This is a genomic window from Xanthomonas boreopolis, assembly GCF_046529185.1.
Taxonomy (GTDB): Bacteria; Pseudomonadota; Gammaproteobacteria; order Xanthomonadales; family Xanthomonadaceae; genus Pseudomonas_S; species Pseudomonas_S boreopolis.
Window position 1 is genome coordinate 2,262,821 of record NZ_CP097162.1, and the last position, 14,191, is coordinate 2,277,011.

Sequence of the window (14,191 nt, forward strand, 5' to 3'; positions counted from 1 at the left end):
TTCAACGTCCGCTGTCGGGGTCGAGGGTTTCGCCCGCGGGAGGATAGGGCAGCAGCAGCGACACGCGCGTGCCGGCGCCGGGGGACGAATCGATCCGCAGGGTGCCGCCAGCGGTCTGCGCACGCTCGCGCATGACGATCAGGCCCAGGCCGCGCGGCCCGTCCGGATCGAAGCCGTCGCCGTCGTCCGCGACCTGCAGGGCCAACTGGTCGCCCTGGGGGCGCAGCGTGAGCGTCACCTCGCCGGCGCAGGCATGCCGCATCGCATTGGTCAGGCTTTCCTGGGCGATGCGGAAGCAGGCCTGCTCCACTTCGTTGCCGGGCCGGTACGGCAACGGCGCGATATCCAGTTCCAGGCGGACCTGGGAGGAGCGGAACAGCATCGTGGCCTGCCAGCGCAGCGCGGCCTCCAGCCCGAGCGCGTCCAGCTGCGGCGGGCGCAACAGCATGGACAGGTTGCGCAACTTGTTGACGGTGCTGTCGGCCAGTTCCACCACGCTCATCAGGTCCTCGCGCCGGCGCGCCTCGTCGCTCTCGTCGGCGGCGGCGCAGGCCGACAGCTTCATCGCGGTGATCGCCTGGCCGATGTCGTCGTGCAGGTCGCGCGAGATGGCGCGGCGCTCGTCTTCCTGCAGCGAGAACAGCCGGCGCGCCATCGCCTGCAGCTCTGCGTTGCTCTCGGCCAACGCGCCGCGCATGCGCTCCGGTTCGCTGAGGTCGTTCGCCACCACCAGCCGGGCCGGGCCGGAAGGCAGCAGCAGCTGGCTGCTGCGTATCTCGGCATGGCGCAATCCTTCGCGGGTGCGCAGGTCGTGGGCGACCACGCAGCCTTCCGCGCCGCCGGCGCGCACCCGCGCGACGAGCGCCTCCAGCGTTCCGGCGCGGTCGTCCGGCCAGAGCGAATGCAGCGTCCACTGCAGGAACTCCTGGCGCGGCACGCCGAAGAAGGCCAGCGCCGCCGGATTGGCATCCAGGATGCGCAGCGTGTCCAGATCGTAGACCCAGGCCGGGCAGGGCAGGGCCTGGAACCGTTCGCGCGACAGCGCTTCGGCCCGTGCCGTCTCGGCATGCGCGCGCCAGAACCGGCCGGCCAGCCAGCGCATGCCCAGGTACAGGGCGGCGCCGGTCGCCAGGATGAAAACGAGGAGCTCGACGCCGGATACCGGGGCGGCCGGACCCGCGAAGGCGCGCCTCGCCCACGCCCAGAGCCCGACCAGCAGCGCGTAGCCGGCCGCGATTCCCAGGATCCCGCCGAGCAACCGCGAGCGCAGGCGCGTGGCCGGCAACGGCTGCGCCGCGGTGGAAAGTGGCGAACGTGGCATCGTGCTTCCAGACATCATCCCCATTCCATCTTAGAGCGTTTGCGGCGAGATGCATCGTCCGGCGACGGCACCGACCGGTGCCGCATGCTTTCTCGATCCCCCGGGCTGCCTCCGCCCGCCGCGGCACCTGGCGCACCGCGACCGTGGCGCGATTGAAGCGGCCGTGCTCCCCTCAACTATTGAGATCGACGGCCGCTATCCATCCAGATCCCCCGTGGGGGCATGGTATTCGGAGCCGTCGAGCGTGGATTCAGGCGTCATTGCAAGCTTGCTCCAGCACCCCCTGACCTCGGCGGTGGTGGTGCTGGACGCGCTCGGCCGGCCGCTGGCGGCCAACCGGGTGGCGCAATCGCTGGGACTGCCGGCGACGCTGCGCGCCTACCGCGACGGGCTGGCCGGCTGCCGCAGCCAGCTCGCCGACGGCAGCGACATGACGCCGTGCGTGCTGCCGGGCGGCGGCGGGCGCAGGATCGAAGGGTGGCTGCGCGCGGTACGCGACGAGAACGGCGAAACCATCGCCTACACCCTGAGCGTGCCCGAGCCGATCGGCGCCGAGGGCACCAGCCGCTGGGAAATCGGCCTGGACAGCGCCGAGCACGGCCTGTGGGACTGGGACATCCCGACCGACGCCGTCTACCGTTCCGAGCGCTGGATGCGCATGCTCGGCTACGACGACCAGACCCTCCCGCACAACCTGGCCGCGCTGTCCGGGATGATCCATCCGGACGACTATCCCCGCGTCGGCGAGGCGGTGCGCGCCCACCTCGAAGGTCGCAGCGACACCTACAGCGCCGAGTTCCGCCTGCGCCAGAAGGACGGCCAGTGGCGCTGGATCCTCGATCGCGGCCGGATCGTCTCCCGTACCGCCGAGGGCCGGCCGTTGCGCATGGTCGGCACCCATACCGACATCCACCAGCAGAAGCTGCTCGAACAGCAGTTGCGCGAGCAACAGGCGCAGCTGGAGGAGGCGCAGCGCATCGCCAGCATGGGCAGTTGGTCGTGGGAGCTGCAGCACGACCTGTTCCGGCTCTCGCCCGATTTCCGCCACCAGGCGCGGCTGGGCGAGGTGCCGCTGGAACGCGGGCGCGACCTGCTGCGCCTGTGCCCGCCCGGCGCGCGGGCCCAATTGCGTACCGCCTGGCGCAAGATCCGGCGCGAGGGCGCTCCGGTCCACTTCGAGATCGAGCTTGGCGCGCAGGCGTCCGTCCAGCACCTGCGCGTCTGGGCGCAACCCGTGTTCGACGGCGATGGCGGCATCAGCCGCATCGCCGGGCAGGTGCAGAACGTGACCGAGCAGCGCCAGACCGATGCCTTGATCCGCTGGCGCACCGAGCTGCTCAACCGGGTATCCGCGCTCGGCCGCATCGGCGGCTGCGAGATCGAGGTCCAGACCCGCCGCATGCAATGGACCGAGGAGTGCTATCGCATCCACGGCTTGCGCAAGGAGCCGATCACGCTCGACCAGGCGCTGTCGCTGTACACCCAGGACTCGCGCGATGCGTTCGAGGGCGCGCTGGTGCGGCTCGCCGAGGGCGGCTTGCCGGAACAGCTGGAGCTGTGTTTCTACCGCAGCTCCGGCCAGCGCGTCTGGGTGCAGGTGCTGATCGAGATGGACCGCCGCGACGGCCTGCCGCCGCGCTTCATCGCCCTGTTCCGCGACATCACCCGCGAGCGCGAGGCGAACGAGCGCATCGAGCTGCTGGCCCACTACGACCGGCTGACCGGCCTGCCCAACCGCTTCCTGCTGCGCGAGCAGGCCGAGAAGGCCATGCGCGAGGCCCGCGACGACGGCACGACGCTGGCGATGCTGCTGGTCGACCTGGACGGCTTCAAGAGCATCAACGATTCCTTCGGCCATGCCACCGGCGATACCCTGCTCAAGCTGGCCGCCACGCGCCTGCACCAGAACCTGCGCAACAGCGACCTGTTCGGGCGCTTCAGCGACGACGAGTTCGTCGTCGTGCTGCGCGGCCTGGCCGCGCCGGAGGACGCCGGCCACGTCGCGCGCAAACTGATCGGCGCGCTGGGCGAGCCGCTGCGCAGGGACCACATCACGCTCAAGATCGGCGCCAGCATCGGCATCGCGGTGCAGGACGAGAACCTGCCGGACTTCGACAGCCTGCTGCGCGCCGCCGACGCGGCCATGTACGCCGCCAAGGAATCCGGCCGCAATACCTACCACTACTACAGCCAGGACGTGCTGCTGCGCGCGCAGCGCCGCCTGGAGCTCGAGCACGCCCTGCACGGCGCGCTGGACCGCGACGAGTTCACGCTGGTCTACCAGCCCCTGGTCAGCACCGAGGAAGGCGCCGCGCCCGCGATCGAGGCGCTGATGCGCTGGCACCGGCCCGGCCACGGCTTCTGCAGCCCGGCCGAGTTCATCCCGATCGCCGAGGAGTGCGGCGAGATCGCCCGCCTGGGCGACTGGGCGCTGGGCGAGGCCTGCCGCCAGGCCGTGGCCTGGGACAAGGCCGGGCTGAATTTCAGCCGCATCGCGGTGAACGTCTCGGCCATGCAGTTGCGCGACCGCGGATTCGCCGAGCGCGTGCTCGCCATCTGCCACGCCAACGACTGGCCGCCGTCGCGGCTGGAACTCGAACTGACCGAGTCGGCGCTGATCCGGGATACCGACGCATTGCGCCGCACCTTCGAGCTGTTCGAGCAGAACGGCGTGCTGCTGGCGGTGGACGACTTCGGCACCGGCTTCTCGAACCTGCATTACCTCAACCGCTTCCCGGTACAGCGCCTGAAGATCGATCGCAGCTTCGTGCAAGGCATGCTCGACGACACCAACACCGCCGAGGTGACCCAGGCCATCGTGCACCTGGGCCATGCGCTCGGCATGCAGGTGGTGGCCGAGGGCGTGGAGACGGGGCAGGAGGATGCGCTGTTGCGCCAGCAAGGATGCGACGAGATCCAGGGCTACTTCTATTCCAGGCCGCTGGTGCCGCGCGACATGGCGCAATGGCTGCGCGAGGCCGAGGTCGGCAGCCGCCTCGGCCGGCGCCTGACCCTGGCGGGCAGCTGAGGCGCGAGGTCGCGCGGCGCGTCCGGCCGAGCGGAAATCCTGCTGGAAGGGTGCCGGGCGGGCCTATGTTCGCGCCATCGCGGCGCAAGCCGCCCGGGGTGGCCGCTATGCCTGCGGCAGTTCGTCGCCGGCAAGGCTGAGGTCCCACGCCAACGCGAGCAGCAGTTCGTCGTGGGCGGGGTCCATCGCCTGGCCCGACTGCAGCCGGGCCAACTCGCGCCGGGCCAGGCGTTCCAACGCTTCCAACGCGGGCGGCAATGCGGCCGGCGAATGCGACGGCTTCGGGTCGTGATGCATGGCATCGCGGCCTTGCTCGATGGATCCGTCGGCGGCTGGAGGCGCGAGGCTCATGGGGACATGGGAAGGAAAGAACCAGGCAGGCCCCCGGCATGCGACCGGGGACCTGCGGCGGCCGCGGGGCCATCCGGCATCGCGGTCAGAACAGTTCCACGGTGCCGGCGCCGAGGTTCTGCTGCGCCACCGGCTTGTGCGGCGGCCGCTCCCATTCGGCGCGCAATTCGCGCAGGCGCGAGCCCAGCTTCTGCAGCGCGGCGACGAGGTCGCTGTCGAAGGCGCCGCCATTGCGGTGCAGCAGCTCCTGCAAGGCGACCGCCTCGCGGTTGATCACGGTCAGGCGATCGAGGTGGGTGTGCACGCTGCCGAGGGTCTGGTTGGCGATGTCCTCGAACTGCAGCGCGCGTACCGCCTCGGCGACGCTGGCATCGATCGAGCGCGCGCATTCGGAGATCTCGCGCATGCCTTCGCCGAGCGAGGAGTTGATCGCGGCCACGCTGTCCAGCATCGCGGCGGCCTCGTGGCGCGCCTCGCGCGAGCGGTCCTGGTGGCGCGAGGCCATGTGCGAGACGGTTTCGCGCACCTTGGCGATCGCGTCCTTGGAGCTGTGCGCCAGCTTGCGGATCTGTTCGTTGAAGGTGGTGGAGCGCTCCGACAGGTTGCGTACCTCGTCGGCGACCACCGCGAAGCCGCGCCCGGCCTCGCCGGCGCGGGCGGCCTCGATCGCCGCGTTCAGTGCCAGCAGGTTGGTCTGGTCGGCGATCGACTTGACGTCCTCCAGCAACGAGAAGATGCCGTCCAGGTGCTGGGCCATCTCGTCGATGTGGTGCACCGTGGTCGCGCTCTGGCCGCTGACCTGTTCCAGCGCTTCCACCAGTTGTTCCATCCGCGAACTGGCGTGCTGGGCGAAGCGGGTCACGTCGACGCCCGCACCGCCGTCCTCGCCGGCCCGGTCGATGATCCGGGCCAGCGCATGGCTCTGCTGGCGCGACTTGCGGTTCATCGCATCGAAGCTGCCGCCCAGGCCCGCCACCGCCTGCCGGATCAGTTCGCGGGCGCGCTCGACCTCGACCCGCGAGCCCTCGACCTCGTTGGTGACGAAGCTGCGCAGCTCGTTCAGCAACTGGTCCTGCTCGCGCAGCACGCGCGCCTGGTCGGGGTGGCGGCGCGACTGGGACCACGAGCTCCAGCCGGCGAACCCGAGCCAGCTCAGGACCATGGTCACCAACAGCGCCCAGCGGACGGGACCCGGCCAGCCAAACGCCTCGGCAAGCACGAACACGAGCGTAAGCACCAGCGGTGCGGCCATCCGGATGAAGGAGCGTGAATACATGGGCGTTCTCAGCAGAATCACGCTTGCTGTATCGGCCGTCCGTCATGGCTCTTTAGAATCTTCTGCCGATTCTCCGCCCGCTGTCCCGGCATCCCGATGCGACAGAGCCTGCCTGGTCGGAGGGCAGGGCGCCGCGACGCCGCGGAAGCCCGCCCGGCAAGGGCCGATCAGCGCAATGCCCGTTCCACCGCGGCGAGCATGGCGCGCTTGGAGAACAGGAAATCCCACAGGTTGCCGCCCATCTGCCGCCACAGCACCGCCGAGCGCACCGCCGCCAGCAGCAGGGCGCGGATCTCCGAGACCACGCCGGCCTGGCCGAGGTAGTGCGGATTGCCCTGGACCATCACCCGCGGACGCAGGTGGCTGATGGTATCGGCGTAGAGCGCGCCGAGCGCGGCCAACACGTCCGGATGCGCGCTGTCGCCCAGTTCGCGGGCCCGGTCGGCGGCCCTGCCGATGCCGGCGACCACCGCGTTCACCGTCGCCGGCTCCTTCACGAAACGCCGTTCCAGTTGCAGCACGGCCAGCGCCAGCCGGGGCAGGACCTCGTCGCGGGCCTGGTTGTGGAAATAGTCGTGCAGCAGCCGCAGCCCCGGGGCCACGTCCCGGACCGACCCGTACACCGCCTCGGTCGAGCTGGCGTCGATGCGGAACACGCTGTCCATCGCCGTGCGCACCGTGGATGCCTCCGAGTGCCCGGTCTCGGCGATGCGCCGGACCTGTTGCAGCGCCTGGGCCAGGCCGGCCAATGCCAGCACGCGTTCGTCCATCGATGAACTCATCGAACACTTACCTCGTTTTCCGAAAGAGGGCACCCGCGCATGGATGCGCGGCGCTTTTGTGGAGGATTCACGGCGAATCCCCGGCCAGCTGCCGTTCCAGCGGCGCATCGGTGGCGGCGATCACGGCGCCGCCCAGGCATTCCGCCCCGTCGTACAGGACCAGCGACTGCCCCGGGGTGACCGCCCGCTGCGGGCGGGCGAAGCGCACGCTGACCGTGCCATCGTCCTCCACCTCGACCGTGCACGGCTCGTCGGCCTGGCGGTAGCGGGTCTGCGCGGTGCACTCGAAGCGGCGCGCCGGCGGGCGGCCGGCGACCCAGTGGGCCGGCTCCGAGCGCAGCCAGCTCGACTGCAGCCAGGCGCTGTCGCGGTCCTGGTCCACGTACAGGATGTTGTTGGGGACGTCCTTGCCGACCACGTACCACGGCGCGGCCGGGCGGCCGCGCACGCCGCCGATGTTCAGGCCCTCGCGCTGGCCGAGGGTGAAGTAGAACACTCCCGGATGCTCGGCGATCCGCCGCCCCTGCGGGTCGCGGATCTCGCCGGGCCGGGCCGGCAGGTAGCGGCCGAGGAATTCGCGGAAATCGCGTTCGCCGATGAAGCAGATGCCGGTGGAGTCCTTCTTGGCATGCGTCGGCAGCCCGGCCTCGCGGGCGATCCGGCGCAGGTCGGTCTTCTCCAGCTCGCCGATCGGGAACAAGGTCGCCGCCAGCTGCTCCTGGCCGAGCTGGTGCAGGAAGTAGCTCTGGTCCTTGCCGCGGTCGGCGCCGCGCAGCAGTTTCCAGCGGCCGCCGGCATGCGCGACCCGGGCATAGTGCCCGGTGGCGATGCGCTCGGCGCCCAGTTCGCGGGCGGCGTCCAGGAAATGCTTGAACTTCACCTCGCGGTTGCACAGCACGTCGGGATTGGGCGTGCGGCCGGCCGCGTACTCCGCCAGGAAGTGCTCGAACACCCCGGCCCAGTACTCGCTGGAGAAATTCCGGAAATGGAAGGGGATGCCCAGCACGCCGCAGACCGCGACCGCATCGCGGCGGTCGTCCTCGGCCCGGCACTCGCCGCTGCCGTCGTCCTCCCAGTTCTGCATGAACAGCCCGGCCACGGCCTCGCCGCGCTGGACCAGGCGCAACGCGGCGACGGACGAGTCCACGCCCCCGGACACGCCGACGATGATCCGCGGGGTGCTCATGGCACGTGCCGTACCGCCGACAGCGGGTGGCGCTGGCCGGAGAGCCAGTCCCGCACGACCTGCCGCACCAGCGGGCTGCGCAGGCGCGGCCCGGCGGCCTCCAGTTCGGCCGGGGTCATCCAGAGCGCCCGGACGATCCCGGCATCCAGCTCGCGCTCCGGCGCGTGCGAGAGCGGCTCGGCCGCGTAGGCGAAGCGCAGGAAGGTCTGGCCGCTGGCCGCGGTCCACAGGTAGCTGCCGACGAAGTGCGTGCAGCGCACGGTCCAGCCGGTCTCCTCCAGGGTCTCGCGCACGGCCGCCTGTTCCAGGCTCTCGCCCGGTTCGAGGTGGCCCGCCGGCTGGTTGATCACCAGCCGGCCGCCGATGGACTCCTCGACCAGCAGCAGCCTGCCGTCCCGTACCACCACCGTGGCCACGGTGACGTCGGGCGACCAGCGATCCTCAGTGGCCGCCATCAGAACCGGTCCTCCCCGGGCGTCAGCTCGGCTTCCATCGCGTCGGCCGAGCGGGTCGCCGCCTCGATGGCGTCGGCCAGCGTCTGGTCGTCCGCGTCGGGGGGCAGCTTGATCACGAACGCCGCGGTGCCGTCCTGGTTCACCCAACCTCCCAGGATGCTGTCGTAGGCATCGGCGAGCAGGCGGTTGGCGATCCTGGCAGGCAGCTCCGGCTGTTGGCCGGCGTAGCCCACCGACCAGATCTCGCGCACCTTCACGCTGCCGTAGCTCTCGATCGCCGAGCGCACGTAGGTGAGCTGATTGCGTTCGTGGCCTTGCGCATCCTTCCCGAGGCCGAACAGGATCCGGTAATCGCCGTTGTCGTCGGCGGCCGCCTCGTAGCCCAGGCGCTGCAGCTGCGCGCCGAGCCCGGCGTCCGGCACGGCGGCCGATGCGAACGCGGGCGCGGCTGCGGCCAACAGCAACGCAAGGGAACGGACGGGCTTCATGGGCAAGACGGGTAATGGGTGGCAAGACCGCAAATTGTGCGGCCCGTGCGGTGAATCGTCCAATGACGGCCGTTCCCACCTGCTCGGCGGCGAGCACCGCACCTTATAATTGTCCGCATGTCCCGCAAGACCGCCCACGAACACGATCATGGCCTGCTGGTGGAGCCCGGCAAGCCGGAAGTCGCGCCGCCGCCGCGCTACCAGGTGCTCCTGCTCAACGACGACTACACGCCGATGGACTTCGTCGTGACCGTCCTGCAGCAGTTCTTCTCGATGGACCTGGAGAAGGCGACCCAGGTGATGCTGCACGTCCACACCCGCGGCCGGGGCGTCTGCGGGGTCTATACCCGCGAGGTCGCCGAGACCAAGGTCGCCCAGGTGAACGAGTTCTCCCGGATCAACCAGCACCCCTTGCTGTGCACGATGGAGCAGGCCTAGGCGCCGCCCCGAGAAAGCCCGCGCCAGGCATGCGCGGGGATGCGACGGGGCGGGGATCCGCCTGCCCTAACGCAACGTAAACATGGCAATCCGATAGGGTTGTGGAAAATCCCAGCCGAAGCCGCATATTGTTGGCAACTGCCGTCGGAGTTCCCCATGTTCAGCAAAGACCTCGAGCAAACCATCGGCCAGTGCTACAAGCGGGCCCGCGAGGCTCGCCATGAGTTCATGACGGTCGAGCACCTGCTGCTCGCCTTGCTCGACAACCCGTCCGCCCAGGCCGTGCTGAAGGCATGCGGGGCCGATTCCGTGCGGCTGCACAACGACCTGGAGCAGGCCATCGAGGCCTCGGTGTCGCGCCTGCCCGAGGACGACGGCCGCGACACCCAGCCGACCCTCGGCTTCCAGCGCGTGCTGCAGCGGGCTGTCTACCACGTCCAGTCCTCCGGCAAGAAGGAGGTCACCGGCGCCAACGTGCTGGTGGCGATCTTCGGCGAGAAGGACTCGCATGCGGTGTATTTCCTGAACCAGCAGGACATCACCCGCCTGGACATCGTCAACTACATCTCCCACGGCATCGCCAAGCTGGGCGAGGAGGGCGAGGGCCCGTCCTCCGAAGGCGAGGGCAAGGCCGAGGGCGGCGAGGGCGAAGGCAAGGGCGACGCCCTGAGCGAATTCGCCACCAACCTCAACGAACAGGCCCGCGCCGGGCGGATCGACCCGCTGGTCGGGCGCGCCGACGAGATCGAACGCACCATCCAGGTGCTGTGCCGCCGCCGCAAGAACAACCCGCTCTACGTCGGCGAGGCCGGCGTCGGCAAGACCGCGATCGCGGAAGGCCTGGCCAAGCGCATCGTCGAGGGTTCCGTGCCCGAGGTGCTGGCCGATGCGGTGATCTACTCGCTCGACCTGGGCGCGCTGGTCGCCGGCACCAAGTACCGGGGCGACTTCGAGAAGCGCCTGAAGGGCGTGCTGACCGCGTTGAAGAAGGTGCCCAACGCGGTGCTGTTCATCGACGAGATCCACACCATCATCGGCGCCGGCTCGGCCTCGGGCGGCACCATGGACGCCTCCAACCTGATCAAGCCGGCCCTGGCGTCGGGCGAGTTGCGCTGCATCGGCTCGACCACGTTCCAGGAATACCGCGGCATCTTCGAGAAGGACCGTGCGCTGGCGCGGCGCTTCCAGAAGATCGACATCATCGAGCCGACGGTGGGCGAGGCCTACCAGATCCTGCAGGGCCTCAAGCCCAAGTACGAGGCGCACCACGGCGTGACCTACGCCGACGACGCCCTGCAGGCCGCGGTGGACCTGTCGGTCAAGCACATCGCCGACCGCCTGCTGCCGGACAAGGCCATCGACGTGATCGACGAGGCCGGCGCGCGGCAGCGCCTGTTGCCGGCCGGCCAGCGCAAGGAGCTGATCGACATCGAGGAGATCGAGACGATCGTGGCCAAGATGGCCCGCATCCCGGCCAAGCAGGTCAGCGCGACCGACAAGGACGTGCTGCAGCACCTGGAGCGCAACCTGAAGATGGTGATCTTCGGGCAGGACCCGGCGATCGAGACGCTGGCCTCGGCGATCAAGCTCGCGCGCAGCGGCCTGGGCAATCCCGAGAAGCCGATCGGCAACTTCCTGTTCGCCGGCCCGACCGGCGTCGGCAAGACCGAGGTGACCAAGCAGCTCGCGCTGCAGCTGGGCATCGAGCTGGTGCGCTTCGACATGTCCGAGTACATGGAACCGCATTCGGTGAGCCGCCTGATCGGCGCCCCCCCGGGCTACGTCGGCTTCGACCAGGGCGGCCTGCTGACCGAGAAGATCGTCAAGACCCCGCACTGCGTGCTGCTGCTCGACGAGGTGGAAAAGGCGCACCCGGACATCTTCAACATCCTGCTGCAGGTCATGGACCGCGGCGTGCTGACCGATACCAACGGGCGCGAGGCGAATTTCAAGAACGTGATCATCGTGATGACCACGAACGCCGGCGCCACCCAGGCCTCGCGCCGCACGATCGGCTTCACCAAGCAGGACCACAGCACGGACGCGATGGAGGTGATCCGCAAGAGCTTCACCCCGGAGTTCCGCAATCGCCTCGATGCGATCGTGCAGTTCCAGCCGCTGGGCTTCGACCACATCCTGCGGGTCGTGGACAAGTTCCTGATCGAGCTGGAAGCGCTGCTGCAGGAGAAGCACGTCAGCCTGTCGGCCACGCCGACCGCGCGCGACTGGCTGGCGCAGCACGGGTTCGACCCGCTGATGGGCGCGCGCCCGATGACCCGGGTGATCCAGGACAAGGTCAAGCGTCCGCTGGCCGACGAACTGCTGTTCGGCAAGCTGGTCAATGGCGGCAAGGTCAGCATCGACGTGAAGGACGACGAGCTGGTGGTCGAGGCGCAGGCCGAGCCGGAGCGGCTGCTGCCGGCGACGGTCGAATAATCCGCGCACGCAAAAGCCAGCGGTGCCGGAGGGCGCCGCTGGCGGCAATTCTCACCAAGCGGAAGGTGGCCATGGGCCGCCTTCTTCATGCGACCGCGCCGGGCGCGATCACTTCATGCGGTAGGTGATACGGCCCTTGGTGAGGTCGTACGGGGTCATCTCGACCTTCACGCGGTCGCCGGTCAGGATGCGGATGTAGTTCTTGCGCATGCGCCCGGAGATGTGGGCGATGATCTCGTGCCCGTTCTCCAGCTTGACCCGGAAGGTGGTGTTGGGCAGCGTCTCGCTGACAGTGCCCTCGAATTCGATGGAATCGTCTTTCGACATGTAGTCCTGTGTGTCGCAGGGGGCCGCAAGGCCCGAGGGGAAAAGGGAATTTTACGCCCCGCCGCCGATGGGTGCAAAGTTTGCGTTAACCGGTCGTGGAACAGGCGAGCGCCGCGGCCGGCAGTTCGCCGAAGCGCCCGGTCCAGGGGCCCGGTCTTTCGGGCTGGGCGACCAGCGCGCGGACCTGCTCGAGGAACGCCTGCCGAGGCCACGATTCCGCCCCCAGGCTGAGCAGGTGCGGGTTCTCGACCTGCGCGTCGATCAGCGGCCAGCCCCATTCCCCCAGGCGCCGGGCAAGCGCGGCGAGCGCCACCTTGGAGCCTCCGCTGCGCCGGCTGAACATGCTCTCGCCGAAGAACGCCCGCCCGATCGCCACCCCGTAGATGCCGCCGACCAGTTCCTCCCGGTCGAAGACTTCCACCGAGTGCGCGTGCCCCAGCCGATGCAGCGCCAGATAGGCCTCGCGCATGCCCGTGGTGATCCAGGTGCCGTCCTGCCCGGGCCTCGGCGTGCCGGCGCAGGCCTCGACGACCGCGGCGAAGCAGGTGTCGGCCCGTACCCGCCAGTCGCTGCGGCGCAGCCCGCGGCGGAACTTCGATGCCAGCCGGACGCCGTCGGTACGGAACACCATGCGCGGGTCCGGCGACCACCACAGGATCGGCTGGCCATCGGAGAACCAGGGGAAGATCCCTTCCGCATAGGCATTGAGCAGGCGCTGGGGAGTGAGGTCGCCGCCGACGGCCAGCAGGCCGTCCGGTTGCGCCAGCGCATCTTCCGCCGGCGGGAACGGAGCATCGGGCGCGGGCGAAAGCAGGTAGGGGCGTATGGGGCGCATGCGCGGCATTATCGCGCCGACGGCGCGGCGGGGCTGCACCGGTGTTCGCGCGGGTCTCGGCCGGACAAGCAGGGAGCTAGCGTGCCGTTCCGGCCGCCTTGAACGGCGCGTGCTCGGCCAATCCCCGCGCGTAGCGCGCCACGGCGACGCGCTCCTCCCGGCACCATTCGGCGAGCGGCACCCGGAAGCCCTCGTCGGCGATCCAGTGGCGGCTGCGCACCAACGTGGGCAGGAAGCCCCGGGCCAGCTTGTGCTCGCCTTGCGCCCCTGGCTCGAAGCGGGCCAATCCCTCGCGCAGGCAGTACTCGATGCCCTGGTAGTAGCAGGTCTCGAAATGCAGGCCGGGCAGCGCTTCGCCGCCCCAGTAGCGCCCATACAGCGTATCGGCGCCGCGCAGGCACAGCGCGCCCGCCAGGGGCGCGCCGTCGCGCTCGGCGAGGAAGATCACCAGCTGCCGCGGTGCCGTCTCCGCCAGGTGCCGCAGGAACCGGAGAGTGAGCGCCGGCGAATTGCCGTACTCGTGGAAGGTCTTGAGATAGAAGCCGAACATCGCCTCCAGGTCGCGACCGCTCGCTTCGTCGCCATGCACGACCCGGAAGCCGATGCCGGCGTGCCGCACCTTGGCGCGCTCCTGCCGGATGTTCTTGCGGTGCTTGTGGTCCATCGCGGCGAGGAAGGACTCGAAATCGGTCCAGTCGCCCGGATTGCGCCAGTGGTACTGGACATCCTCGCGCAGCAGCCAGTCCTCGCCGAAGCATCCGTCCTCGTCGGCCTCGTGGAAATTCACGTGGGCGGAAGAGAGCGCCTCCCGTTCGACCAGCCCGCGCATGGCCTGCAGCAGGAAGCCGCGCCTCCGCGGGTCGCGCGCCAGCAGGCGCGGCCCGGTGACTGGCGAGTAGGGCACCGCGCACAGCCACTTGGGATAGTAGTCCCGGCCGTAGTGGGCATAGGCATTGGCCCAGGCGTGGTCGAACACGAACTCGCCATGCGAATTGGTCTTCAGGTAGCCCGGCGCGGCGGCCACCAGCGCATCGTCCTCCCACAGGGTGAGATGCCAGGGCTGCCAGCCCCAGTCGGGGCGCAGGCAGCCGCCTTGCTCCAGCCCGGCCAGGAAGGCATGCGAAACGAAGGGGTTGCGGCCGTCGTGCAGCGCATCCCAGCTTGCGGCAGGGATGTCCGTGAGCCGGTGGAGGACCCGGGCTTCCATCATGCCTGCAGCGTCATCCCGGCACGGACGGCGCGGATGGCGGCGATCCGCGGCGGGGTCG

At 69.8% G+C, this 14,191-nt stretch carries 13 protein-coding genes; 3 read left to right on the forward strand and 10 right to left on the reverse strand.

Annotated features, from left to right (window positions below; genetic code table 11):
• Position 1 precedes the first annotated feature (1 nt).
• Entirely contained in the window at positions 2-1,345 is a 1,344-nt protein-coding gene (locus M3M27_RS09955; RefSeq protein WP_434025596.1) for an ATP-binding protein, read from the reverse strand.
• A 220-nt stretch (positions 1,346-1,565) separates the two neighbouring features.
• Between M3M27_RS09955 and M3M27_RS09960 the strand changes: the two genes are divergently transcribed.
• Complete coding sequence (locus tag M3M27_RS09960) at positions 1,566-4,349, forward strand: bifunctional diguanylate cyclase/phosphodiesterase (RefSeq protein ID WP_434025597.1); 2,784 nt, start codon at positions 1,566-1,568, stop codon at positions 4,347-4,349.
• Positions 4,350-4,454: 105 nt separating this feature from the next.
• On the opposite strand, the gene M3M27_RS09965 is transcribed toward M3M27_RS09960, so the two are convergent.
• From M3M27_RS09965 to M3M27_RS09990, 6 genes are all read right to left on the reverse strand, one after another.
• Positions 4,455-4,700, reverse strand: coding sequence for a hypothetical protein (locus M3M27_RS09965; protein ID WP_434025598.1), 246 nt, complete (start codon positions 4,698-4,700; stop codon positions 4,455-4,457).
• Positions 4,701-4,785: 85 nt separating this feature from the next.
• Positions 4,786-5,976: a methyl-accepting chemotaxis protein gene (locus M3M27_RS09970; RefSeq protein ID WP_140721361.1), complete on the reverse strand. Its 1,191-nt coding sequence runs from the start codon at positions 5,974-5,976 to the stop codon at positions 4,786-4,788.
• Between the two features lie 167 nt (positions 5,977-6,143).
• On the reverse strand, positions 6,144-6,758 hold the full coding sequence (hflD, locus tag M3M27_RS09975) for a high frequency lysogenization protein HflD (RefSeq protein ID WP_140721358.1): 615 nt from the start codon (positions 6,756-6,758) through the stop codon (positions 6,144-6,146).
• Between the two features lie 67 nt (positions 6,759-6,825).
• Entirely contained in the window at positions 6,826-7,944 is a 1,119-nt protein-coding gene (gene mnmA, locus M3M27_RS09980; protein WP_140721355.1) for a tRNA 2-thiouridine(34) synthase MnmA, read from the reverse strand.
• Positions 7,941-8,399, reverse strand: coding sequence for an NUDIX hydrolase (locus M3M27_RS09985; RefSeq protein WP_140721352.1), 459 nt, complete (start codon positions 8,397-8,399; stop codon positions 7,941-7,943). Before M3M27_RS09985 ends, mnmA begins: the two co-directional genes overlap by 4 nt.
• Positions 8,399-8,887 carry a hypothetical protein gene (locus M3M27_RS09990; protein WP_434025599.1) on the reverse strand — a complete coding sequence of 163 codons (489 nt, stop codon included), beginning with the start codon at positions 8,885-8,887 and terminating at the stop codon, positions 8,399-8,401. Before M3M27_RS09990 ends, M3M27_RS09985 begins: the two co-directional genes overlap by 1 nt.
• 117 nt (positions 8,888-9,004) lie before the next feature.
• Between M3M27_RS09990 and clpS the strand changes: the two genes are divergently transcribed.
• Together clpS and clpA are read left to right on the forward strand one after the other, a co-directional pair.
• The gene (gene clpS, locus M3M27_RS09995) at positions 9,005-9,325 is read left to right on the forward strand and encodes an ATP-dependent Clp protease adapter ClpS (protein ID WP_140721346.1); all 321 of its coding nucleotides are present in this window, start codon (positions 9,005-9,007) and stop codon (positions 9,323-9,325) included.
• A 156-nt stretch (positions 9,326-9,481) separates the two neighbouring features.
• Positions 9,482-11,761 carry an ATP-dependent Clp protease ATP-binding subunit ClpA gene (gene clpA / locus M3M27_RS10000; RefSeq protein WP_140721343.1) on the forward strand — a complete coding sequence of 760 codons (2,280 nt, stop codon included), beginning with the start codon at positions 9,482-9,484 and terminating at the stop codon, positions 11,759-11,761.
• A 108-nt stretch (positions 11,762-11,869) separates the two neighbouring features.
• On the opposite strand, the gene infA is transcribed toward clpA, so the two are convergent.
• From infA to M3M27_RS10015, 3 genes are all read right to left on the reverse strand, one after another.
• Complete coding sequence (gene infA, locus M3M27_RS10005; RefSeq protein WP_004425677.1) at positions 11,870-12,088, reverse strand: translation initiation factor IF-1; 219 nt, start codon at positions 12,086-12,088, stop codon at positions 11,870-11,872.
• Positions 12,089-12,173: 85 nt separating this feature from the next.
• Complete coding sequence (aat, locus tag M3M27_RS10010) at positions 12,174-12,923, reverse strand: leucyl/phenylalanyl-tRNA--protein transferase (RefSeq protein ID WP_434025600.1); 750 nt, start codon at positions 12,921-12,923, stop codon at positions 12,174-12,176.
• A 76-nt stretch (positions 12,924-12,999) separates the two neighbouring features.
• A complete protein-coding gene (locus M3M27_RS10015) occupies positions 13,000-14,133 on the reverse strand; it encodes a GNAT family N-acetyltransferase (protein WP_434025601.1) in 1,134 nt (377 codons plus the stop codon).
• Positions 14,134-14,191 lie beyond the last annotated feature (58 nt).